Below are 25,051 nucleotides of genomic sequence, written 5' to 3'. Positions count from 1 at the left end.
ATGCAGCCCCTTCGACTCACCGACATAACAACAAGAAGACCTGACCATGACTCAGAAACGTGCGCTCGACGTCGCAGGGGCCGCGCCCCTCGGCAAGCTTCATTACACACTGCTGTTCTGGTGCTCTTTCATCATGCTGTTCGATGGCTACGACCTGGTCATCTACGGCTCGGTGGTGCCGCGCCTGATGGAAGAATGGGCACTGACGCCGGTGATCGCCGGCTGGATGGGCAGCGCCGCGCTGTTCGGCATGATGTTCGGCGCGGTCGCCGTCGGCCCGCTGGCCGATCGCCTTGGCCGGCGCAAGGTGATCATCTGCTCGATGACCCTGGCCAGCCTCTGCGCGCTGGCCACCGCCTTCACCTGGGACGCACCGAGCTTCGCCCTGGCGCGCTTCATCACCGGCGTCGGCCTGGGCGGGGCGATTCCCAACATCGTCGCGCTGATGAACGACTTGGCGCCGACCTCGCGGCGCAGCTCGCTGACCACCGTCATGCTCAGCTTCTATTCCATCGGCGCGATGATTTCCGCCCTGGTGGCGATGATGATCATCCCGCGCTTCGGCTGGGAGGCGACCTTCATCATCGGCGGCCTGCCGCTGCTGTTCCTGCCCTGGCTGGCGCGGCAATTGCCGGAATCACTGCACTACTTGCTGGAGAAGGACAGCGCGGCTGCAAGCCGTCTGCTGACGCGCATTGATCCCCAGGTGAACCTCAGCCAGGTCAGCTTCGAGGCACCGGTGAGAACCTCGTCCGCCGCGCCGCTGTCGCGCCTGTTCGCTGAAGGCCGTGGGGTTGGCACGGTGTTTCTCTGGCTGGGCTTTGGCATGTGCATGCTGATGGTCTACGGCCTCAACACCTGGCTGCCGAAGATCATGGTCGCCGGCGGCTTCGAGCTGGGGTCGAGCCTGATGTTCCTGGTGACCCTGAACATCGGCGCCACCTTCGGCGCGCTGGGCGGCGGCTGGCTGGCAGACCGCTGGGGCTGCAAGCCGACGCTGATGCTGTTCTTCATGATGGCCGTGGTGTCGCTGTGCATCCTCGGTATCAAGCCCGGCCCGCTGCTGCTCAACGTGATGCTGCTGATTGCCGGCGCCACCACCATCGGCACCCTGGCCGTGATCCATGCCTTTGCCGCCCAGCAGTACCCGAGCGAGATCCGCTCCACGGGCGTGAGCTGGTGTTCGGCGATCGGCCGTTTCGGTGGCGTCGCCGGGCCGACCCTGGGTGGGCTGATGATGAGCATGAACCTGCCGCTGCAGCTCAACTTCATCCTCTGTGCGGTGCCTGGGGTGGTGGCGGTGTTCGCCATCGCGATGATTCGCAAGCGCCCTGTGGCATCGCCAGGCGCACACGGGCAGGCGCTGCACGCCCGTCCCTGAGCGCCCGCCGCTCAACGGGCGCTCAGGCGCCCAACCAACCCCCTTTGCAGACACCGGCCGCTCGATGCCGAGCGGTGCGGTGGAGCGTGGCGTTTCGACAACAATAATAAGGTACCGGGATGCGTCGTTTTCCATTTTCCAGCCGCTGCGTGTGGCTGCTCGGCTGTGCCTGCCTGGCCCAATCGTTCGGCGCCCACGCCGATTTCATCGATGACAGCAGCGTCGTGCTTGGGCTGCGCAACGCCTACATCGACCGCGATTTCAAACAGTCCGACGCCGCCAAGTCGCGTATCGGCAGCTGGACTCAAGGCTTCGACCTGCGCTTCAGCTCAGGCTATACCGAAGGCCCTCTGCAATTTGGCGTGGAAACCAGCACCCAATGGGCCTATCGCCTCGACGGCGGCGGCGGGCGCGGCCCGGACAGCGTGATTCCCTATGACGCCAGCAAGGGCGAACAAGTGCGCGACTATGGCCGCACCGGCGTCACCGGCAAGGTCAAGTACTCGCAGACCGAACTGCGCGTGGGTGAGCTGCGCCCGCGCCTGCCAGTGGCCTACATCGACGACTCACGGCAGTTGGTCACCACCTATCAGGGCGCGATGATCGAATCCAAGGAGTGGTCCAACCTCACGCTGACGGCGGGGCGCATCGACCGCATCGCCACCCGTGAGTCGTCCAATCGGGAAAAGATCTACCTGATGAACGGCGCCAATATCCGCAAGCCCAGCGACGGCCTGAATTTCGCCGGCGCCACTTATCAGTTCACCCCGGACCTGTCGGCTACCTACTTCTACGGCCAGCTCGAAGACATCTACCAGCAGCACTACCTGGGCCTGTCCAACCGTTGGGCGCTGTCCGACACCTACGCCTTGCAGACCGAGCTGCGTTACTACCAGAACCGTGAAGACGGCCAGGCGCTGTACGGCGTCATCGACAACAAGAGCTACGGCGCCATGACCACGCTCAAGACTGGCGGTCACGGCTTCAGTGTGGGTTACCAGCGCATGCTCGGCGACAGCGCCTTCCCGCTGTTCAACGGCTGGGCGCCGCAACCGTACCTGGTCAACTGGTCGACGCTGGGCTTCTTCAAGGCCAACGAAGCGTCCTGGCAACTGCGCTATGACTACGATTTTGCCGCCATGGGCGTGCCGGGCCTGAAGTTCATGACCCGCTACCTGCGTGGCACTGGCATCGACCGGGGCAACAACGAGCTTGACCGCAACGTCGAAAGCGAGCGCAACTTCGTCGTCAGCTACGTGCTGCAAAGCGGCGCGCTCAAGGGCCTGGGCTTCGAATGGCGCAACATCGACGTGAAGACCCGTTACGGCAATGGCCGGGTCTCGGGCGCCGATTACGCCGAGAACCGGCTGATCACCACCTACACCTGGAAGTTCTGAAGGGTAAGACGGGCGCTCTTGCTTGAGCGTCAACGGCCCGGCCTCGCGTTACGAGGCCGGGATTTGTACAGCGACCCTGCATGGGTTCGAAGGAGCAGCGATGAAAATTGCAATTGTGGGCGCCGGCGCGATGGGCGGGCTGTTTGGCGCGCGGTTGGCACTGGCCGGGCAGGCGGTGTCGTTCGTCGAGGCCTCCGAGCAGGCCATCGAAGTCATCGCCCGCCAGGGCCTGCGCCTGGAAACCCCTGACGTGCAGGCCACGGTGCAGGTGCCGATTGGCCGGGCAACCGAGCTGTCCGGGCATTTCGACGTGCTGGTGATCTTCACCAAGGGCTTTCACACTGCGGCGGCCATCGAGTCGGTGCGTCATCTGGTCGGCCCCGACACCTGGGCGCTGTCGGTGCAGAACGGCCTGGGCAATGCCGAGATCATCGCCGGGGTGGTGCCGGCCGAGCGGGTCATCGTCGGCATGACCAACCTGCCGGCGGATCTGGTCGCGCCGGGCGTGGTGCACAGTCATGGCGAAGGGCATATCAACCTGTGGGCCGGCAACGGCGAAGACCAGCCGCGCGTGCATGAAGTGGCGGCAGTGTTCAGCCAGGCCGGCTTGCCCTGCGAGGCAGACCCGCAGGTGCAGGTGGCGATCTGGGAAAAGGTCGCCTTCAACGCCGCGCTCAACTCGGTGTGCGCAGTCACCCGGCAGACCGTCGGCGCGGTCGGCGCCTCCGAGCAGGGTAGGCAGTTGCTCAACAGCATTCTCGACGAAACCGTCGCAGTGGCCCAGGCCGCCGGCATTGCGGTCGACCGCCAGCGGGTGGGCGCGTCGGTGGACTACGCCTTGCGCAACCACCAGCAGCACAAGCCGTCGATGCTGCAAGACCTCGAAGCCGGGCGCAAAACCGAAATCGATTTCATCAACGGCGCGGTGGTGGCCCACGGTAAGCGCCTGGGTGTGGCCACGCCGGTGTTGCAGGCGCTGTACAACTTGGTGAAGGTCAGCGGAGGCTAGACCTCTGGCCGTTGCAGGCGAAATTCCTTGGGCGTCAGCCCGGTGGCGCGTTTGAAGAAGCGTGAAAAGTACGCCTGCTCGGCAAAGCCCAGGCTGTCGGCCACCTGGCCGATGGTCATCGAGGTGTAGATCAGGTTGCGCTTGGCTTCGAGGACGACCCGCTGGTTGACCTGCTGCAGGGCCGATTGCCCGGTCAGTTGCCGGCACAGGGCATTGAGGTGGGCAACACTGACGCCGATCTGCTGCGCGTAATGCTCGATCTGCTGGTGCTCGCGAAAGTGCCGCTCGATCAGCTGGGTGAGGGTGTCGAGGTGCTGCTGGCCGCGCTCGCGGGGCTTGGCGATGTGCTGGGCGCGCTGGCGTGAGCGGCGCGACAGCCACACCAGCAGCGCGCAGATCACCGATTGCAGCAGCAGGTCGCGTTCTGGGCGGCGTTGGGTGTATTCCTCGGTCAACTGGGCGAACAGGCCGTCGAGGTAGCGCCGGTCGTCATCGGCCCAGTAGCACTCGGCCTGGGCCATCGGCTTGCCTTCGAGCAACGGCGCGAAGCGTTCGAGAATCGGCTTGGCCAGGCTGATGACATAGCCCTGAACATCCTCGGAAAAGCTGAAGCCGTGAATGCTCATCACCGGCACCACCTGCAACGCGCCACCACCGACCTGACGCTCGACATCGTCGACCACCACATGGGCCTGGCCGGCCTGCACATACAGCAACTGCGCCAGGTCGCCGTGGCGATGGGTCTTGATGGTCCAGTCGTGCAGGCGGCTGCGTTCGGGAATGGATTCGCAGTGGATCAGGTCCGGCGTGGGCCAGGAGGTCTCGCCGTAGAGCTTGAACACGGGAACACCGTTTGCGGCCAGCATGGGTAATCCTCACCAATCCTCGAAAAGTCCTAAAAATGAAGCAGAAATTGCCTTCTTCTTGGACATTTATCTGCGAAAAATACAGAACGATGAATCGTAACCCAGAGCCTCTCGGCTCATGAGGATAAAAACAATGAAGACTCAAATTGCCATTATTGGCGCCGGTCCGTCCGGACTTCTGCTGGGCCAGCTGCTGCACAAGGCTGGCATCGACAACATCATCATCGAACGCCAGAGCCCCGACTACGTGCTGGGCCGCATCCGCGCCGGTGTGCTCGAGCAAGGCATGGTCGATCTGCTCCGTGAAGCCGGGGTCGGCGAGCGCATGGACCGTGAAGGGCTGGTGCACGATGGCTTCGAACTGGCCTTCGACGGCCGCGTCGAGCACATCAACCTGCGTGAGCTGACCGGCGGCAAGACCGTGATGATCTACGGCCAGACCGAAGTCACCCGCGACCTGATGCAGGCCCGCAGCGAGAGCGCGGCGCCGATCTTCTACGAAGCCGCCGACGTCGAGTTGCACGAACTCAAGGGTGAAAAACCCTACGTCACGTTCATGCACAACGGCGCCCCGGTACGCATCGACTGCGACCTGATCGCCGGCTGCGACGGCTACCACGGTGTCTCGCGCAAATCGATTCCAGACGGCGTGCTCAAGGAGTTCGAGCGGGTCTACCCGTTCGGCTGGCTCGGCGTGCTGGCCGACACTCCGCCGGTCAACGACGAGCTGATCTACGCCAGCCACGCCCGCGGCTTTGCCCTGTGCAGCATGCGCTCGCCAACCCGCACCCGTTACTACGTGCAGGTGGCCAGTGATGAAAAAGTCGAAGACTGGTCCGACCAGCGCTTCTGGGACGAGCTGAAAAGCCGTCTGCCCAAGCCTGTGGCCGACAAACTGGTGACCGGCCCTTCCATCGAAAAAAGCATCGCGCCCCTGCGCAGTTTCGTGGTCGAACCCATGCAGTACGGCCACCTGTTCCTGGTCGGCGATGCCGCGCACATCGTGCCGCCCACCGGCGCCAAGGGCCTTAACCTGGCGGCCGGTGATGTCAGCACGCTGTACCGGATTCTGCTCAAGTACTACCGCGAAGGGCGCCAGGATCTGCTCGAGCGCTATTCGCAGATCTGCCTGCGGCGGGTGTGGAAGGCCGAGCGGTTCTCTTGGTGGATGACCTCGATCCTGCACCAGTTCCCGGCCACCGACCCGTTCAGCCAGCGCATGCAGCAGACCGAACTGGACTACTACGTGGGCTCTGAGGCGGGGCGCACGTCCATCGCCGAAAACTATGTTGGCTTGCCTTACGAAGCGGTGGAATGACCGCCCCGGCGTTGCGATCGACGACTCATCAAACGATGAGCGCTATTCCTATAAAGAGGTAACTCATGACTCACCTTGCCACGCAATTCCCTGTCTTCAATCAGCAGTTCATTGCCGGTCAATGGCGCGACGGCCGCGACGGCAGTGTGCTGCAGGTGACCAACCCATTCGACGGTAGCCCGCTGGCGCAGATCGTCCAGGCCGACCGCGATGACCTCGACGAGGCCTACCGCGCCGCCGCCCAGGCCCAGGTGAAGTGGGCCGCGACCGGCCCGGCTGAACGCGCCGCAGTGATGCACCGCGCCGTGCAACTGTTCGACGAACACCGCGAAGCGATCATCGACTGGATCATCCGCGAGTCGGGCAGTACCCGCATCAAGGCGCAGATCGAGTGGGGCGCAGCGCGTGGCATCACCCTGGAATCGGCCTCGTTCCCGGCCCGTGTGCATGGCCGCCTGCTGCCCTCCAATGTCCCGGGCAAGGAAAACCGCGTGTATCGCGAAGCGCTGGGCGTGGTCGGGGTGATCAGCCCGTGGAACTTCCCCCTGCACCTGTCGCAGCGCTCGGTGGCGCCGGCGCTGGCCCTGGGTAACGCAGTGGTGATCAAGCCGGCCAGCGACACCCCAGTGACCGGCGGCCTGCTCTTGGCGAGCATTTATGAAGCGGCCGGGCTGCCTGCCGGGTTGCTCAGCGTGGTGGTCGGTGCCGGCTCGAAGATCGGCAACGCCTTCGTCGAGCACGAAGTGCCCAAGTTCATCTCCTTCACCGGCTCGACCCCGGTAGGCCTGAACATCGGCCGCCTGGCCTCGGGCGGTCAGCACCTCAAGCATGTGGCGCTGGAGCTGGGTGGCAACAGCCCGTTCGTGGTGTTGGCCGATGCCGACCTGGAGCAGGCGGTCAACGCTGCGGTGATGGGCAAGTTTCTGCACCAAGGGCAGATCTGCATGGCGATCAACCGCATCATCGTCGAAGACGCGCTGCACGATGCCTTCGTCGAGCGCTACGCCGAGCGGGTCAAGGCGCTGAAGGTCGGCAATCCGCACGATGCCGACACGGTGGTCGGCCCGATCATCAACGCCAAGCAGCTGCAAGGCCTGCTGGAGAAGGTGTCGCGAGCCAAGGAGGAGGGCGCCCGGGCGGTGGTCGAGGGTGAGGTGCAGGGCCAGTTGCTACCGCCGCACGTATTCGCCGACGTCACCAAGGACATGGAAATCGCCCGCGAAGAAATCTTCGGCCCGCTGGTTGGCATTCAGCGTGCGCGTGACGAGGCGCATGCCCTTGAGCTGGCCAACGACAGCGAGTTCGGCCTGTCCAGCGCGGTGTTCAGCGGCAATCTGGAGCGCGCGGTGCGCTTCGCCCGCCAGGTCAAGGCCGGCATGACCCACGTGAACGACATCCCGGTGAACGACGAGGCCCACGCCCCGTTCGGTGGCGAGAAGAACTCAGGCCTGGGCCGCTTCAACGGCGACTGGGCGATCGAGGAATTCACCACCGACCATTGGATCAGCGTGCAAGGCTCGCCGCGCCGCTACCCCTTCTGAGGCCGCTCTCGGAGAATTGTCATGCTCAATGGTAAAAAGCTGGTCATTACCGGTGTCTCCTCCGGCATCGGCGAAGAAACCGCGCGTTTGGCACGGGTGCAGGGTGCTCACGTGATTGGCGTAGACATCAACCGGCCCACGGTGGAGGTCGAGCAGTTCATTCAGGTCGACCTGTCGTCCCAGGCCTCGATCGACAGCCTGTTCGGGCAGTTGCCCGACGGCATCGACGGCCTGGCCAACATCGCCGGTTTGCCGCCCACGCAACCGGCCGAGCGCGTGCTCAAGGTCAACCTGGTTGGCCTCAAGTACCTCACCCTCGGTTTGGTGCCGCACCTGGCGGACAACGCCTCGATCGTCAACCTGGCTTCACTGGCCGGGGTCGGCTGGCCGCAGTCGGTTCCGGCCATTCGCGACAGCGAGCACCTGAGCTTCACCGGCGTGGCCGAGTTCTGCGCCCGGCACGACATCGTCGGTGCGCGCAGCTATTTCTTCTCCAAGGAAGCGCTGATCGCCTGGACCCTGCAACACCGCTGGACCTGGCGCGAGCGCGGGATTCGCATGAATGCGGTGAGCCCAGGGCCGGTGGACACGCCGATCCTCAAGGACTTCGTGGAAACCCTTGGCGCCCGCGCCGAGGAAGACATGAAGACCATGGACCGCCCCGGCCACGCCAGTGACATCGCCCCGGTGGTGGCCTTCCTGCTCAGCGACGCCTCGCGCTGGATGCGCGGCACCAACCTGGCGGTCGACGGCGGCATGCACTCGCACCTGCTGGCGACTGGCAACGGCTTGGAAAACAGCTAGGACGCCCCTTAGGGCTGCAACGCGGCCCGATGCTGTCAATGCACTCCCGTTCACCCGCGAACCACCCGCGAAGCCTGCTCCTGCTCCACCGCCACGGCAGGCTTGGCCTGCCCGCCGCTTTGCAGCGCGACCACCAGCCCGGCCAGCATGATGGCGATGCCCAGCACCCGGCCCAGGGTCACCGGCTTCACCGGCAGGCCGAGCAGGCCGAAGTGGTCGAGCAGCAGGGCGGCGATCATCTGCCCGACGATCACGCACAGCATGAAGTTGGCCGCACCGACCTTCGGTAACAGCGCCAGCGAAGTCGCCACGTAAACCGCCCCGGTAAAGCCCCCGAGCCACAGCCACCACGGGCCGTGCCCGGCAGCGATGAAATTGGGCAGCGGCAGGCGCAGCGCCAGCGCGGTTATCAACAAGGCCAGCGAGCCAATGCCCATGGCCACCGCAGCACCCCACAGCGGGCTGCCGAGAATGCGCCCCAGGGCACCGCCGCTCGCCGCTTGTACGGGAATCAACGCGCCGGCCATCAGCGACATGGCCAGCGGCAGCAGGGTCAGTAATAGCGTCTTGTTCAGCATGATGATCTCCAGAGTCCGGTTCACGAAACCGCTGAAACCAGCTTTAATCATCCGCAGCACCAATGGAAATCGCTTGTATGGATATGGGTTATTCGCCTGATGGATGAACTGCGCAAGATCGACCTCAACCTGCTGCTGGCACTGCACGCGCTACTGAGCGAACGCCACGTCACCCGCGCCGCGCTGCGCCTACACCGCAGCCAGCCAGCGGTCAGCCATGCCCTGGCGCAACTGCGCACGCATTTCAACGACCCGCTGCTGGTCAGGCAAGCCGGTGGCATGGTGCTGAGCGCCCGTGCGCAATGGCTACTCAAGCCGTTGCAAGACGCCCTCGGCAGCCTGAATGGGCTGCTCGCCTCACCGCAGTTCGATCCGGCGGTGGCGCAGCGGCGGTTCCGCCTGGCGATGTCCGATTACGCCGCCAGAATCGTCCTGCCGCCGTTGCTGCGCCACCTGCGCCGCGCCGCGCCGGGTATCGAACTGGCGATCAGCCAGGCCAGCCGCGAAGGCATGCTGGCGCAAGTGCAGGATGGCGAACTCGACCTGGCCCTGGGGGTGTTCGACGACGTGCCGGAAGGCATCACGCGGCAGACGCTGTTCATCGAACACTTCGTCAGCATCGCCGACCGGGCTTCATTGCCTGAAGACCAAACCCTGTCGTTGCACGCCTGGCTGGCGCGACCCCAGGTGATGCTGGCGATGCGCCCGGATGCCTTCGATGAAGTCGAACGTGCCCTGGCGGCGCAGGGGCTCAAGCGCCAGGTGGTGCTGGCTTTACCGCACTGGGGGGCTGCCATCGACGTGCTGCCCGGCACCGACTTGCTGCTGACGGTCGCCAGCCGCGCTGCCGATTCACTGCATGCGTTCGGCGAACTCAGGCAGTTCGCGCCGCCCATCGAACTGCCGCAGATCGACTATCAACAGGCCTGGCATGCGCGCAAGGAGAATGACCCGGCGCACCGCTGGCTGCGTGATGCGGTGTACGCGGCCAGTCAGCCGCAGGCGAATTGAGCCCTTCGCCTGATGTGCCAGCTTCAATCGGAAGAACCGCTTCAGCTGAACACGTAAAAAAATACTTCCATTGAAAGGCCCGTGCTAGAGGGCCTCGGCGCGAGGCCCGGCGCACCAAAACTGGGCAGTTGGGAATCTTTCCTCTTAAGCACGGTCTGTCACACAACTGTTACAACCCTCATGTCATTTGGCCGCTACGCGGCGGACGATGGGGCGTTGTGCTCGATTTTGCGCAGGTGCATCTCGCCCTGCCGTGCTTTCTATGGACTCTCTATGCTTGCCTCGACAAGGACGTTGGTGAGCGGCTACGCACTGTGCCTGGCGTTTTTCAGCGCCGCGCCGGTACTGGCCGCCACGCCCGGTGAACAAGACCTCATCCGCGACCGTCAGGACCGCCTGCTCGAAGAGCAGCGCCGGCGCCTGCAAGAGCTCAAGGACCTGCCCGGCCGGCAGACCGCCCCCAGCGCACCGGCCACCCCCACCGACGACCGTTGCTTCGACATCAAGCGCATCGAGCTCAAGGGCGCCGATGCCCTGACGCCCGCCGAACGCACAGCGCTGGTCGAGCCGTTCCAAGGCAAATGCCTGGGCCTCGAGCAGCTCAACGAAGTGCTCAAGGCGGTCACCGACCACTACATCGATAAGGGCCTGGTCACCAGCCGCGCCTACCTGCCGCAGCAGGACTTATCCACAGGCGTGCTGCAGGTGCTGGTGGTCGAAGGCAAGCTGGAAAACCTGCGCAGCGACGCCGCCGAGGGCTTCACTGCCCGTGAACTGGCGATGACCTTCCCCGGCAAAGAGGGCGAACTGGTCAACCTGCGTGAGTTGGAGCAGATGACCGACCAGCTCAACCGCCTGCCGTCCAACCGTGCGCAGATCGAGCTGACCCCCGGCCAGGCCATCGGCGGCAGCGACGTTGCGGTGAAGAACACGCCCGACAAACCCTGGCGCGCCAACCTCTCGCGCAACAACGACGGCCAGCGCAGCACCGGCGAGCAGCAGTGGAATATCGGCCTGGACTGGGACAACCCGCTGGGCCTGGCCGACCAGGTAAGCCTGCGCGGCGGCCACGATGCCATTAGCGACCACGACAAGGGCTCGCGCAATGCCCTGTTCTCGTACAGCGTGCCGTGGGGCTGGTGGACCTTCAATTACCTGTACAGCGAGACCCATTACCGCACGCAACTGGACGTCGGCGGCGGCGATGCCAAGCAGGATGGCGACAGCCAGAACCATCAACTGAGCGCCGAGCGGGTGATTCATCGCGATGCCCTGAGCAAGACCTCGGTCAACTTCGGCCTGGCGCACCTGCGCACCAACAACTTCTTCGACGGCAACAAGCTCGAGCTGAGCAGCAACCGCATCAGCGAGGCGCAGGTGGGCATCAACCACGGTCGGCGCATCGGCTCGGCGTTCCTCAACCTCGACTTAGGGATGCAGCAGGGCGTCGGCCTGTTCGACGCACAGGGCCGGCACCACCTCGAGCCTGGCGACCGCGACCCGCGCTACCGCAAGTACACCGGCACCCTGAGCTACCTGCACCCCTTCGAGCTGTGGGGCGAGAGTCTGGCCTTCACCAGCCTGGCCACCGGCCAGCGCAGTGAAGACCTGCTGTTCAGCCCGCAGCGCCTGAGCCTGGGCGGTTCATCGTCGGTGCGCGGCTACAAGGACCAGTTCCTCTCCGGCGACAGCGGCGGTTACTGGCGTAACGAACTGCGCCTGACCCGCCCAGTGACCCTCGACTGGTTGCGCCCGGTGCTGGCCGAGTACGGCGCCGCCATCGGCTACGACCAGGGCGTGATTCGCAACGACCGCTACAACGGCGACGAACATGGCCGGCTGACCAGCAGCTCGCTGGAGCTGTACACCCGCGGCCAGCATGTGGCCGCGTCGGTGACCTTCGCCCATTCCCTGGAACGTCCCGATGTGATCGACCGTGAAGCGCCGATCTATTTCCGTCTGGATGTTTTCCTTTAACACCGCAGTTCCGAGGTTGCTTACATGGACGTTCATCAAATGGCCCTGCTGGCGCGTCAGCCTTCCGCTCGCGTAACCGAGCGCGCCACCTTCCTCGGCATGCCCAAGCGCCTGCTGGCCGTGCTGCTGGTCAACGTGATGTTTTGGCAGCCGCTGTGGGCCCAGGCCGATGGCATCGCCGTGAGCGGCACCACCAACACCCAGGTCGGCAAGGCCGGCAATGGCGTGCCGGTGATCAACATCGCCGCGCCCAATGGCGCCGGGCTGTCGCACAACCAGTTCAAGCAGTACAACGTCGACCGTAACGGGGTGATCCTCAACAACTCGACCCAGGCTATCCAGGCCACGCAACTGGGCGGCAACATTCTCGGCAACGACCAGCTCAAGGGCCGTGCGGCGAACACGATTCTCAACGAAGTCACCGGTGCCAACGCCACCCAGCTCAGGGGCTACACCGAGGTGGCCGGGCAGAGCGCGCGGGTCATCGTCGCCAACCCCGACGGCATCAGTTGCAACGGTTGCGGCTTCATCAACACGCCCCGGGTGACGCTCAGCACCGGCAAGCCCGAGCTCAATGCCAGCGGCAAGCTCGAGCGCTTCGCCGTGGATGGCGGCAGCGTCAGCATCGACGGGCAAGGGCTGGATGCCAGCCGCGTCGATCAGTTCGACATCATCACCCGCTCGGCGAAGATCAACGCCGATATCCACGCCAAGCAGCTCAACGTCATCGCTGGTGTCAATGATGTCGACGCAGACACCCTGGCCACGCGCGCCCGGGCCGGTAATCCGGCAGACAAACCGCAGCTGGCCATCGACTCCTCGGCCCTGGGCGGCATGTACGCCGACACCATCAAGCTGGTGGGCACCGAGCGCGGCGTCGGCGTCAGAACCGCCGGCAACCTGGCGGCCAGCGCTGGCGACATCCAGCTCGACGCCAATGGTCACCTGAACATGGCCCAGGCCTCGGCCAAGGGCACCTTGGACATCAAGGCCGCCAGCGTTGAACTGGGCGGCAAGGCCTACGCTGGCAACGCCCGCGTACGCACCCCGGGCGAGCTGAGCAACGCGCAGAGCCTGGCCACCCGCGACAGCCTCGACATCAGCGCCGGCAGCGTGCGCAATGCCGGCACCCTGGCCGCCGGGGTCAACACCGACAACACCCGCAACGCCAAGGGCGACCTGCGCATCGACGCCGCCCAGGTGAGCAACAGCGGCAGCCTCGAAGCCAGCCGCCGCCTCAGCGTCAAGGCCAGCGAGGCTGTGGATAACCGCGCGGTGGTGCAGGCCAGAACGGTCGAGCTGAACACCGCCCAACTGACAAACCAAGGCAAAAATGCACGCATCGTCGGCGAACAGGCGCTGGTTCTGGCCACGCCGGCCATCGTCAACCTGGAAGGGGTGATCCGTTTCGGCAATGGCCAGGATGTGTCGTTGCAGCTCGATCGCCTGGATAACCGCAACGGCCTGATCCAGACCGGCAACGCCAGTCTGGCGATCAAGGCCAAGGCTGTGGATAACCAGGCCGGGCAGATTGATGCCAGCCGCCTGAGCCTCTACACCGACACCCTCGACAACCGCGCCGGCCTGCTTTCGGCCCGCAGCGGTAATGCCCAGATCAACGCCCGTCGCAGCCTGGACAACAGCGCCGGCACCGTACAGGCACAGCAGCGCCTGAGCATCGATGCCGGTGAGCTGATCAACCAGAATGGCCGCCTGCTGGCCATCGCCGGCGACCTGCGCCTGAGCGCCAGCAGCCTCGACAACCGTGCCGGGCGCCTGCTCGGCGCCGCAGTGGATATCGCCGCACCGGGTGCCCGCATCGATAACCGCGGCGGCAAGATCGTCGCCGAGCGCATCGACCTGCGCGCCGCAGCGTTGGACAACCGTGAGCAAGGCCTGCTGGCTGCCGGTGCCCAGGGTCTGGCACTGATGCTTGCCAGCCAGGGCAACGACGCCAGCCAGGCGCAACTGCTCAACCGTGGCGGCCAGCTGCAAAGCGAAGGCGCGCTGGCGCTGAGCGGCGCCTGGCTGGACAACAGCGGCGGCACCGTGGTCGGCAAGCAGCTGCTGGTAGACGCAGCGCGCCTGCACAACGACGACAAAGGCGCGCTGGTCAGCGATGGCGGCGATATCCGCCTGAACGTCGGCACCACCCTGAGCAACCTCGGCGGGGTGCTCGATGCCGGTAACGGCGCGCTTGTTCTGCGTGGCGCGGCGGCTGTGGATAACCAGGCCGGCAGCCTGCGTGGCAAGCAGCTCGACCTGGCTACCAGCCGCCTCGACAACCGTCAGCAAGGCCAACTGGTGGCCGGCAGCGGCGGCCTGAACTACAGCGGCAACCTGCTCGACAACGACCAAGGCAGCGTACTGGCCCGTGGCGGCCAGGTGCGCCTGGACATGGCGGGCGGCAGCGTCAGCAACCTCGGCGGGGCCATTCAGGGCGACAGCGTGCTGATCGACGCCGCACGCCTGAGCAACGGCCGTCTGGCCGACAACACCGGCTCCATCGCCAGCCTGGCCGGCGACCTCACCCTCAACGTCGGCAACCTGAGCAACAGCGGCGGACAACTGTTCGCCCGCTACGCCCTGGCCTTCCAGGGCGACCGCCTGAGCAACACCGGCGGCGCCCAGCTCAGCGGCGAAGGCGTGCGCATCGCCGCAGGCCAGCTCGACAACCAGGGCGGCCTGATCGAAGCCAACAGCAGCCTGGCCCTGAGCGGCGCCACCTTGGACAACCGCGGCGGTCAACTGCGCGCCCTCGGCAACTCCAGCAGCGCCGCGAAAAGCGCCACCGACCTCAGCAGCCTCGACTTCAGCGAACGCATCGACAACAGCAACGGCCGTATCGCCGTCGGCAGCAGCGCGCTGCGCCTCAAGGCCGATGCCCTGGACAACCGCGACGGCAGCCTCGAACACGCAGGCGCCGGCCTGCTGACCCTCGACTTCAAGCGCTTGAGCGGTGCGAGCGGCAGCATCAACGCCCTGGGCAGCGGCGACTGGCAGTTCGGCAGCGTCGATGGCCTGGGCAAGGTGCAGCTGAACAAGGCCCTGACCTACACCAGCGATGCGCTGGCCTTGCAGGCCGGTGATCGTCTGGCCAGCGGCAGCGACCTGACCCTCAACCTGCGCCAGCTCGACAACGCCGGCGACCTGTTCAGCGACGGCAACCTGCAGCTCAACCTCAGCGGCGACCTGAGCAACAGCGGCCGCCTCTCGGCCCAGCGTCTGATCGGGATCAAGGCCAATCAGCTGACCCAGAACGGCGGCCGTATCGGCGCCGGCAGCGACCTGCGCCTCGAGCTTGCCAGCACCCTCGACAACCTCGGTTACCTGACCGCGCGCAACACCCTCAGCATCGACGCCGCACGCATCGACAACCGCGGCACCCTCGGTGCCCAGGGCGCGGCCATCCTCAGCGCCAGCCAGTCGATCAACAACGGAGCCGACGCGTTGCTGTTCAGCGGCGGCGGCATGGCCCTGCGCAGCGCCGCGGTGAACAACCTCTACGGCGACCTCTACAGCGTTGGCGACCTCTCGGTGGCCGGCCTCGACGGCGCTCCCGCGCAGCGCTTCAGCAACCTGTCCGGCACCGTCGAAAGCCAAGGCGCCATCAGCCTCAACGCTGCCTTCGTGGAAAACGCCAAGGCTGAATTCGAACTCGGCCAGACCGTCGTCTCGGGCAGCCTGAGCTGGGTCTGCGGCCAGCACTGCAAAGGCCATGACTCGTTCAAGCGTGGCGAAATCACCATCGAGCAGACCCTGCTGGAAACCGCGGTCAAGGATTCGCCGTCGGCGCGTTTGGTCGCCGGCAAGGACCTGACCATCAACGCCGATCAGGTGCAGAACCGCTACAGCCTGCTGGCGGCCAACGGCAACCTCGGCATCACCGCCAACGACCTGCTCAACCTCGGCGCTTCCGAGCGCACCGGGCACGAGATCACCGTCATCGGCACCCCCGGACGCATCGACACCGGCTACTGGGACCAGATGGAATACATCGACGTGCCGGCGTTCAACGCCGCCGTCGCCGCCGGCAACTTCGACCTGGCGCGCTTCGAGCTGCTCAAGTCGCGCTCAGCCGACAGCCGCTTCGCCGAGCTCAGCCACGACCTGCCCTGGACCGATAAATCACCGCCGCTGTACGCCGCCACCCTGCAAGCCGGCGGCACGGTCAACCTCAACGTGGCGCGCAGCGTACAGAACGGCGCGGTGAGCGAGCACAACGTGCTGGAGATCCTCACCGGCGCCCTCGGCGACGACCAGACCGGCGCCCCGCTGGGCGTGCTCGAACTGACCCTGAACAAGCAGGCCGAGGGCGCCAACGATGTCGGCATCGGCAGCGTCACCCCGGTCAAGCGCGTCGATGCCGATGGCAGCGTGCAGACCGGCTTCACCCCGGTCGACTACAGCGGCATTCCGTTCGTCAGCGTCGATCCGACCCAGGGCGCCACCTTCCAACTGCCCAAGGGCGAGTACGGGCTGTTCATCCGCAACCCTGACCCAACCAGCAATTACCTGATCGAGACCAACCCCAAGCTCACCGACCTGTCGCAGTTCCTCGGCTCCGACTACCTGCTCGACCGCCTGAAAATCGACCCCGACAACAACTGGCGGCGCCTGGGTGACGGCCTCTACGAACAACGCCTGATCCGCGACGCGGTGCTTGCGCAAACCGGCCAACGCTTCCTCGCCAACGGCCTTGCCAGCGACTACGACCAGTACCGCTACCTGATGGACAACGCCGTCGCCAGCAAGGACGCGCTCAACCTCAGCTTGGGCGTTAGCCTCAACGCCGAACAGGTCGGCGCCCTGACCCACGACATCGTGTGGATGGAAAACCGCGTGGTGGAAGGGCAGAAGGTGCTGGTGCCGGTGCTGTACCTGGCCAAGGCCGACGCCCGCAACGTGCGCGGCAACAGCCTGATTCAAGGCCGCGACCTCAACCTGATCAGCGGCGGCGACCTGGTCAACGTCGGCACCCTGCGCGCCAGCAACGACCTCAACGTCGCCAGCGGCGGCAGCCTCTACCAGGGCGGCCTGGTCGAGGCCGGCAACAACCTGCAGATGCTCGCCCAGGACAGCATCCGCAACGCCATGGCCGGCGAAATCCGCGGCGAACGCGTGAGCCTCACCGCCGTGAAAGGCGACATCCTCAACGAACGCACGGCGATCAAAGTGCGTGATGGGGTGGGGTACAAGACGTTTACGGATGCGGGGAGTGGTATCAGTGCCGGCAAGGACCTGACGGTCTCGGCGGGGCGCGACATCACCAACTACGGCAGTGTGCGCGCAGGTAACACTGCGACGCTGCAGGCGGGCGGTGACGTCAACCTGCTGGCGAAAACCGACGAAAGCCAGAAGCGCCAACTGCTTGAAGGTGGCCACCGCACCATCACCACGACCCAGGCCCGGCAGTTGTCTTCCAGCGTTGCCGCAGGCAGCGACCTGAACACCGCCGCCAACCGCGACATCAATGTCGTCGCCAGCCGCGCCAGCGCCGGCAAGGATCTGGCCCTCGACGCCGGCCGTGACGTCAACATCGCCTCGGCTCAGAACGAAGACGCTTACAACGCATTCAAGAAAAGCAGCGGCTCGTTCGGGCGCAAGAAAACCCATCAGGAAGAAACCTACGACGCCACCAACGTCGCCTCGAAGATCGAGGCCGGTCAGGACCTGACCATCAACACCCGCAAGGCCGCCGATGGCGGAGTCAGCCTCAGCGGCGGGCGCGACGTGAACATCGTCGGCAGCCAGCTTTCGGCGGGCAACGACCTGATCCTCGGCGCCACCAACGACGTCTCCATCAACGCCGCAGCCGAACAGCACGGCACCTACAGCAAGACCACCAAGTCTGGCTCGTTCGGCCTGTCGAAAAGCGGCAAGAGCCAGATGACCAGCAATGTCGCCCAGGTCGGCAGCGAACTGAGCGCAGGCAATGACGCGGTGATCGCCACTGGCCGCGATGTGAACCTGCGCGGCAGCAGTATTGAGGCGGGCAGAGATGCCGACCTCAGAGCCGGTCTGCTCGACAAATCCGGCGACATCAACCTGCTTTTGGCCAACCAAGAAGCCTTCAGCCACCAGGAGAAATACAAGAAGAAAACCGGGCTTTCATTGTCGGGCGGCTTCCTGTCCATCGCCTCGGCCAAGGAGGCGGGCAACCAGGCGCAGGACGTCACCAGCGTCGGCAGCCAGATCGACGCCATGCGCAATGCCTACCTGCGCAGCGAGCGCGACATCAACGTGGTCGGTAGCCGCATCGATGCTGGTGACGATATCGGCCTGCAAGCCGGCCGGGATGTCAACGTGCTGGCCGCGCAGAACAGCCATTCCAGCCAGGACTGGAAGAGCAAGAAGCAGACCGGCATCGGTATTTCCTCCGATGACAACGGCGTCACCCTGTTCGCCGGCAACGAGCGCAACAAGGCCAAGGATCGCCTCGCCCAGGAAACCAGCGCAGCCAGCCAGATCAGCGCAGGTGGCAACCTGGACGTTGCCGCACGACGCGACATCAACCAGGTCGGCTCCGACCTGCAAGCCTTCAACGACATTCGCCTGGCCGCGGGCCGTGACGTCAACATCGATGCCGCCCGCGAGTCGCAGGTCACCGAGCAGATGCGCGAGCGTTCGCGCAACGGCCTCAGCGCGACCATCAACCACAACTTCGGCAGCACCAAGGATGCCGTCAGCGGTGCCGGCAAAGGCGAAGACGCAACCAGTAAAGCCTCCAGCACGCTGCGGGCCGTCGACAGCATCTCGCAGTTCCTCTCAGGCCCGACCGCAGACGCCAAGTTCGGCAACAGCCGCGAGAGCAGCCGCCAGATCGTCACCGAAACCAGCAACCGCCCGTCCACCCTGGATGCCGGCAACGACCTGAACATCGCCGCCAACAACGCTGTGCGCATCAGCGGCGGACAGTTGCAGTCGGGCCGCGATATCAACATCCAGGGCCGCGACGTCACCCTCGATGCAGCCAAAGGCAGCTACGCCCAGGAAAGCAGCGAGCAGAAGAGCTGGAGCGGGTTCCACGGCGGCACCAGCGGCGGCTTCAAGATCGGCGTCGGCGGCAGCCGCGGCGTGGCCGACAACGACCAGAGCCAGGGCAACTCGACCGTCACCAGCTTGCAGGCCGGGCGCGATGCCAACCTCAAGGCCAGCAACGACCTCAACCTGATCGGCACGCAGATCCAGACCCAGCGCGACATCAACCTGGGCGCCGGCAACACCCTCAACATCACCGCTGCGCAAAACGACAGCGAAACCAACAACAGTCGTCGCAGTGGTGGCGGCGAAGTCGGCCTGGCCATTGGCTCAGAAGGCGTGGGGTTCTACGCCAGCGTCAACATGGGCAAGGGCAATCTCGAGCGCGAGGGCGAGCAGCAGCAGGAAGCCTACCTCTACGCCGGCAACCAACTCGCCTTCACCAGCGGCCAGGACACCAACATCGGCGGCGCCACCCTGCGCGGCAAGGATGTGGTCGGCCGCGTAGGCCGCGACCTCAACGTCAGCTCACTGCCTGACACAGGCAAGGTGCAAGGCAAGGAGTTCGACCTCAGCGCCACGGTAGTGGTCGGGCCTGGATCGGGCGCCAGCGGCTCGGTGGGCTACGGCAAGACCACCGGTGACAAGAACTGGGTCGAGAAACAGACCAGCATCACCGCCCAGGACAAGCTCGACCTGCGCACCGGCAACCACACCCAGCTCGACGGCGCGCTGATCGCCTCCGACACCGGCAACCTCAAGCTCGACACCAACACCCTGGGCTTCAGCGACATCGCCGGCAAGGACAAGGAGCACGGCTACTACCTCAACGTCGGCGGCTCGTACGGCGTCGGCAAGGACACCACCCAGGACCCAAGCCAGGTCGGTAAAGGCGACAACCAGAAAGACGGCTGGAGTGTCGAAGGCTGGAACTACAACAAGGACCGCCAGCAGATCGTGCGCGGCACGGTCGGCGCAGGCGATGTGGTGGTACGCGCCGACCGCGACGGCCAGGACTCGACCACAGGCCTGAACCGCGATGTGGATCGGGCGTATGAAGTCACCAAGGACGATGAGCGGCGGACTGATCTGTATGTGACCAAGTCCTCGGTGGATGCGGTCCGGCACACACCTGCAACGGTCAAGGAATGGGCCAGGCAAGTAAAGAACTACGACGAAACCGCAAAGCAGAACTACGAGCAGGCGTCCCGCAACCTGACCCGGGCGATGAACAAGCTGGAAAGCTCGCTGGGCCGCAAGCTGGATACGCAGACGACGCAGCGGATGGGCGATGATTTTGCCGAGAATACGTTGGATGGTTTGCTGCAAGCCGGCCTGACTCCGCGCCAAGCCAGGCAGTTGATGGCAGATCCCGATTTCCAGGAGACGGTGGTAGCAGAGCTTGCGTACCTAAGTGGTATCGATCTCAGTGCCGTTGCGGAGCAGGGTGAAAAACTCCAGACCAGTGCAGCCGTTGTCGGCAATGATCGAGTCCTTCAGCTAAGTCCAACGGACATCACGGACGACGATGCAGAAAAGCTCACGTTCTCCCAGGACACACTGCGGTCTGTCGCCGACCTGAACAAATACGTTCAGGACCATCCTGAGCAGGAAGAGGCGATCACTGTTCTGATTGCCGTCACCCAAGGCCCGAAAGGTCTGGCGCAGATGGCTTTGCGCAGAGCTGTGGACCAAACGCCATTGGGCGAGGAGTTCAACAAGCGGGCTGAACAGGTCAATGACAAGCTGGGCAAAGCGCTGGCGGACGCCATCGAAGATAAAGTGCTTGATGATCGTGATGAGTTTGAAGACAAGCTGATCGGCGGCGGTAAGTTAATAACGTCGGTGTTGACCGGAGGGCTGCCGGGGCGTAAGGGAGGTGGTGAGCGTCGGGCAGTCTCGGTGGAGTCGGGGCATAAAGGTGCGGGGCAGGGCGGATCTGAGAAAGGGACTGGGGCTGAAGGTACAAAATCGACAGGCGAATCTGCAATTCATGTCCCTAGCCGAGTGCAATCACGGATTAATCTTCAAACTGGTACAAACAAATTCGGCATGAATCATATCCTCAAGGAGCACTTGAGCGGAAAAGCAAATAAGAGTCAGTTTAATATGCCTGAAGGAGAGTTGCGGCGACTATTGCAGAGTGATCAGGTGGTTAGCTCACCTGTTGTCAAAACACTTGAAAGCAAAGCTCATGGAATTTTGTATGTCAGACAGGTAGATGTTGGTAGGACTATAGGGACGGACTACCTAAAAAACAATAATGCAACCTCGATTATTACCACGCAAACTGACAGGTTTGGAAATATAGTCACGGCATTTCCGGGTATATAAATGAACAGAATGGAGATGAAAAGTGAGTTGCTAGAGTCGCGTGAGTGGTTCGACTCTAATGAGGCTGTTGTGATTAAGGATTTTCTTGCGAGAGAGTTCGGTGTGCTTATGAATCTGTTTGTTCTGCATCATCATTTCGGTCAATCTGAAGAACATTATGTGATAATGATAGATGGGAAGTATATTGCGGAGCTTGAGGTGAGTAACAGCGAGATTGTGGGTTGTGATAAATATGAGCTTGCCAGTTATTTAAGAGATAATCCGAAAATGCCAAGGCTATTTAGGTTTCGTATAGAGACCGCACAGGCCCTAAGTGTGCTATAAGTAGTAGTTTAACTGTGCAGAAGCAACTGCTAGTTTCCGGAAGGGATGAGCTTTAATCCAAATATTAAGAATCTGGTTTCTGCGTGGCCAGGAGTACTCAAATGAAGCTAGTGGGAAGTGAAACGGAGAAAAAGATTAGAGAGACGCTGGCTTCGTCTGCCTCATATATATTTAGCAATTTAGTTATTCTCAAGTTTCTCGAGAAAATATTTGGCTCGCTCTCGTCGGCCTATGTACTAGGCCATACTCCAGACCAAGGCGAGGACTTGTATGTTGTGCTTGTGAATGGCTCTGCAGTCGTTAAATTTGAGCTTTCAAGGAGCCACGATTCTGAGCCTGAGGATTTCAGAATTATCAGCGTTGACGAGTATCGTAATACCCTTCGGGGACGTCCGTCGCATATAAAGTTGTCTATAGCAATAGAGCTGTCTACCGGGAAATAGAGTGCTAAGTAGTGCGAAAGGCACCGGCTCGGTGGGCTACGGCAAGACCACCGGTGACAAGAACTGGGTCGAGAAACAGACCAGCATCACCGCCCAGGACAAGCTCGACCTGCGCACTGGCAACCACACCCAGCTCGACGGCGCGCTGATCGCCTCCGACACCGGCAACCTCAAGCTCGACACTAACACCCTGGGCTTCAGCGATATCGCCGGCAAGGACAAGGAGCACGGCTACTACCTCAACGTCGGCGGTTCGTACGGCGTCGGCAAGGACACCACCCAAGACCCAAGCCAGGTCGGTAAAGGCGACAACCAGAAAGACGGCTGGAGTGTCGAAGGCTGGAACTACAACAAGGACCGCCAGCAGATCGTGCGCGGCACGGTGGGCGCAGGCGAAGTGGTGGTACGCGCCGACCGGGACGGCCAGGACTCGACCACAGGCCTGAACCGCGATGTGGATCGGGCGTATGAAGTCACCAAGGATGATGAGCGGCGGACTGATCTGTATGTGACCAAGTCCTCGGTGGATGCGGTCCGGCACACACCTGCAACGGTCAAGGAATGGGCCAGGCAGGTAAAGAACTACGACGAAACCGCCAAGCAGAACTACGAGCAGGCGTCCCGCAACCTGACCCGAGCGATGAACAAACTGGAAAGCTCGCTGGGCCGCAAGCTGGACACGCAGACGACGCAGCGGATGGGCGATGATTTTGCCGAGAATACGTTGGATGGTTTGCTGCAAGCCGGCCTGAGCCCCCGCCAAGCGAAGGAACTGATGGCGGATCACGACTTCCAGAAGACAGTGGTGGAAGAGCTTGCGAACCTGAGCGGTATCGATGTGGGCCCACTTCGGGAACTGACAGAGTTGACGCCGGGTGTCATCGAGCTCGCCGAATCGCTCGTCACCCCTGAGAATTCCGAACCCCTCACGATTTCTCAGGAAACGTTGCGCTCCGTCGTTGAGCTGAACAAGTACGTTCAGACTCATCCCCAGCAGGAAGAAACAATCGGGGTTCTGATCGCTGTGACTCAAGGCCCGAAAGGCCTGGCGCAGATGGCGGTACGCAAAGCGGTGGATCAAACGCCCTATGGCGAGAGATTCAATGAGTGGGTAGAAAAACTCAACGAAAAACTAGGCAAAATGTTGGCCGACTACATCGAGAACAAGGACCTGGACAAGGACCTTGAATTCGATAACGAGCTGATCGGCGGCGGGAAGTTCATGACGTCGGTGTTGACTGGTGCGTTGCCGGGGCGTAAGGGAGGTGGTGAGCGTCGGGCGGTCTCGGTGGAGTCGGGGCATAAAGGTGCGGGGCAGGGCGGATCTGAGAAAGGGACTGGGGCTGAAGGTACAAAAGGTATTCCAAGCATAAGCCGCAGTACCGAAATAACGGAGCTGTTTAGCTCTTCGAGTACAAGGAGTGGTATTCAAATCGGAAACCGCTCGCTCATTGAGGTTCCAAACACAGGAAATGCAAAAATATTTTCTGGTGCAACAGATGTGGAAGTTAAACAGTATTTTTCGCAGTTGACAGGCTCGACGCAGTTGCCGCCTCCTCGGAGTATTCCTGGAAAATGGGATATATATGTTGTCAATACACCTGAGGGGAATTTCACACTTCGAAATTTTTCCTCTTCATCTGGCCAGACAGGCCCAGCCTGGACTACTGATGTGCCTAAAGCCGCAGCAGGCACAACGTATAATCCAGAAATAAAATTTCTGATTGGAAATTATTAATGGATATTAGATTTGTTGAAGAAATAGTACGTGATTCATTTGGTCTGTGGATATCGGCTCTTTTTAGTGCAATTGGTTCATGGAATCCTGAGCTATCGTTTTCTCAGCAAAAAGATGCTTTTTTTTCTGTAGTGGAATATCTGCTTGTTACTGGAAGAATAAAATTTATAGCGCCAAATACGGATTGCTATATTTCTTCTGATAATCCGCATCCGAAATTTTCGATTAATAATGAAGAGTCTCACTGGCGGTTGGATGCGCAACAGATCGTGTCTTTTTTGAAAGATAAGTGGCCGGAAGGCGTTGTGAGTGAAAGTGACGAAGCACTCACAATGTATTTTTATGAAGTGCCAGGTATAATTTGGGTGGGCGAAAATGGCCATTTTTTTTCTTCGTAAGTTGTTGGTGTAAAAGCAACATCGATTGGGTTATTTCCGAAAGCTACGCGACATAGCGCAGGACAGATAGAGTCGAACTTTACTCAGAGCAGCACCATAAAGACCCTTGAGTCTAATGGTTATAAAAAGACAACGTCTCAGGATGGTTCAGTTACCGTGTTAACTAATGGAGAGAAGACCTATCGATTCTATCCATCTTCAGCGTCTACAGGGCAACCTTCCGCGTCGTTGACCATAGAAGGGGTAAAAAGATCAACTGCGAAAATCAGGTTTTCAGGAGAGTAGCCATGGCTGTTTTTAAAGTTGAAGATAAAGATTTGAATTCTTTTCTTGATAGGCTTTCAGGTGTCATAAATTTTAATAAAGACTTGCCGATGAATGTTTTTATTGGTGGTGGGTATCTGTTTTGGTTTTTCGAGAGGCCATTGCTCTGTTTTTTTGAAATTTTTTCGGGTTTGGTATCGAATAGCGTTTCCAGCTTTAAGTCAGATGTATTTATAAAGTTTTCAGGAGGTGCGCGACTAGGTAACTCTTGTTTTTCTTTCGACGGAAGCGATTTAGAGAAAGATGTTCATTGGCTGAGTAAGAATTTTGAAAGTTTTTTTGATGGAGCGGTTGGTTATCCAATGGTTCTATGCGATAGCGCGTACAAATGGGTTGGCTTTGAAAGCGCATATGAAGAATTTGGTGTTATTGCTGTGAAAGAAACAGAGCTTCAAAAGAGTTTTTACGAGTATTTAAACTCAAATTTTATCTCGATGGATGAGTTGGCTGAACTGGCATCCGGTTGCACCGCGGAAGGTATCATCGCAAAAGCTTTGATTTCTTCCTATTCTAGCTAGTCGGTGCGAAAGGGAGCGAGGCGGTAGGAGCAGAAGCTAATAACACTCTAAGTGCTCTTCCTACTTCAGTGATAAAGGTATTTACTGATAAGGCCGGTAATTTGATAAG

At 62.0% G+C, this 25,051-nt stretch carries 14 protein-coding genes and 1 pseudogene; 13 read left to right on the top strand and 2 right to left on the bottom strand.

Going from position 1 to position 25,051, the window contains the following annotated elements:
• The first annotated feature begins 46 nt into the window (after positions 1-46).
• The 3 genes from LK03_RS05980 to LK03_RS05970 all read left to right on the top strand — a co-directional run bounded on the left by LK03_RS05980 (position 47) and on the right by LK03_RS05970 (position 3,787).
• On the top strand, positions 47-1,381 hold the full coding sequence (locus LK03_RS05980) for an MFS transporter (protein WP_038411502.1): 1,335 nt from the start codon (positions 47-49) through the stop codon (positions 1,379-1,381).
• 119 nt (positions 1,382-1,500) lie between these two features.
• The gene (locus LK03_RS05975; RefSeq protein ID WP_038411501.1) at positions 1,501-2,778 is read left to right on the top strand and encodes an OprD family porin; all 1,278 of its coding nucleotides are present in this window, start codon (positions 1,501-1,503) and stop codon (positions 2,776-2,778) included.
• A gap of 100 nt (positions 2,779-2,878) precedes the next feature.
• Positions 2,879-3,787, top strand: a complete 909-nt coding sequence (locus LK03_RS05970) for a ketopantoate reductase family protein (RefSeq protein WP_038411500.1) — start codon at positions 2,879-2,881, stop codon at positions 3,785-3,787.
• Here the strand turns inward: LK03_RS05970 and LK03_RS05965 are convergent.
• Positions 3,784-4,653 (bottom strand): helix-turn-helix domain-containing protein, encoded by an 870-nt coding sequence (locus tag LK03_RS05965; RefSeq protein ID WP_038411499.1) that lies wholly within the window; start codon positions 4,651-4,653, stop codon positions 3,784-3,786. The genes LK03_RS05970 and LK03_RS05965 overlap by 4 nt on opposite strands.
• Positions 4,654-4,786: 133 nt before the next feature.
• On the opposite strand from LK03_RS05965, the gene pobA reads away from it, so the two are divergent.
• The 3 genes from pobA (at position 4,787) to LK03_RS05950 (ending at position 8,316) form a co-directional block, all read left to right on the top strand.
• On the top strand, positions 4,787-5,971 hold the full coding sequence (pobA, locus tag LK03_RS05960) for a 4-hydroxybenzoate 3-monooxygenase (RefSeq protein WP_038411498.1): 1,185 nt from the start codon (positions 4,787-4,789) through the stop codon (positions 5,969-5,971).
• A gap of 65 nt (positions 5,972-6,036) precedes the next feature.
• The gene (locus tag LK03_RS05955; protein WP_038411497.1) at positions 6,037-7,512 is read left to right on the top strand and encodes an aldehyde dehydrogenase family protein; all 1,476 of its coding nucleotides are present in this window, start codon (positions 6,037-6,039) and stop codon (positions 7,510-7,512) included.
• A 21-nt stretch (positions 7,513-7,533) separates the two neighbouring features.
• On the top strand, positions 7,534-8,316 hold the full coding sequence (locus LK03_RS05950; protein WP_038411496.1) for a coniferyl-alcohol dehydrogenase: 783 nt from the start codon (positions 7,534-7,536) through the stop codon (positions 8,314-8,316).
• Between the two features lie 50 nt (positions 8,317-8,366).
• On the opposite strand, the gene LK03_RS05945 is transcribed toward LK03_RS05950, so the two are convergent.
• Positions 8,367-8,894, bottom strand: a complete 528-nt coding sequence (locus LK03_RS05945) for a DMT family transporter (RefSeq protein ID WP_038414628.1) — start codon at positions 8,892-8,894, stop codon at positions 8,367-8,369.
• Between the two features lie 99 nt (positions 8,895-8,993).
• Between LK03_RS05945 and LK03_RS05940 the strand changes: the two genes are divergently transcribed.
• From LK03_RS05940 to LK03_RS21805, 7 genes and pseudogenes are all read left to right on the top strand, one after another.
• Positions 8,994-9,905: a LysR family transcriptional regulator gene (locus LK03_RS05940; protein WP_038411495.1), complete on the top strand. Its 912-nt coding sequence runs from the start codon at positions 8,994-8,996 to the stop codon at positions 9,903-9,905.
• A gap of 273 nt (positions 9,906-10,178) precedes the next feature.
• Positions 10,179-11,882, top strand: a complete 1,704-nt coding sequence (locus LK03_RS05935) for a ShlB/FhaC/HecB family hemolysin secretion/activation protein (RefSeq protein WP_049870440.1) — start codon at positions 10,179-10,181, stop codon at positions 11,880-11,882.
• A 24-nt stretch (positions 11,883-11,906) separates the two neighbouring features.
• The gene (locus LK03_RS21565; RefSeq protein ID WP_081951566.1) at positions 11,907-21,197 is read left to right on the top strand and encodes a hemagglutinin repeat-containing protein; all 9,291 of its coding nucleotides are present in this window, start codon (positions 11,907-11,909) and stop codon (positions 21,195-21,197) included.
• Positions 21,198-21,212: 15 nt separating this feature from the next.
• Positions 21,213-21,521: a hypothetical protein gene (locus LK03_RS05920; RefSeq protein ID WP_156109516.1), complete on the top strand. Its 309-nt coding sequence runs from the start codon at positions 21,213-21,215 to the stop codon at positions 21,519-21,521.
• Positions 21,522-21,986: 465 nt separating this feature from the next.
• Positions 21,987-23,702: pseudogene (locus tag LK03_RS22465) on the top strand (hypothetical protein); the annotation flags it as partial.
• Complete coding sequence (locus LK03_RS22145) at positions 23,702-24,100, top strand: hypothetical protein (RefSeq protein WP_156109515.1); 399 nt, start codon at positions 23,702-23,704, stop codon at positions 24,098-24,100. The pseudogene LK03_RS22465 and the gene LK03_RS22145, both read left to right, overlap by 1 nt.
• 287 nt (positions 24,101-24,387) lie before the next feature.
• Positions 24,388-24,942: a hypothetical protein gene (locus tag LK03_RS21805; RefSeq protein WP_081951565.1), complete on the top strand. Its 555-nt coding sequence runs from the start codon at positions 24,388-24,390 to the stop codon at positions 24,940-24,942.
• Positions 24,943-25,051: the final 109 nt, after the last annotated feature.

The sequence above is a fragment of the Pseudomonas cremoricolorata genome, from assembly GCF_000759535.1.
GTDB classification, from domain to species: Bacteria; Pseudomonadota; Gammaproteobacteria; order Pseudomonadales; family Pseudomonadaceae; genus Aquipseudomonas; species Aquipseudomonas cremoricolorata_A.
This window is presented reverse-complemented; position numbering and strand designations above follow the sequence as displayed.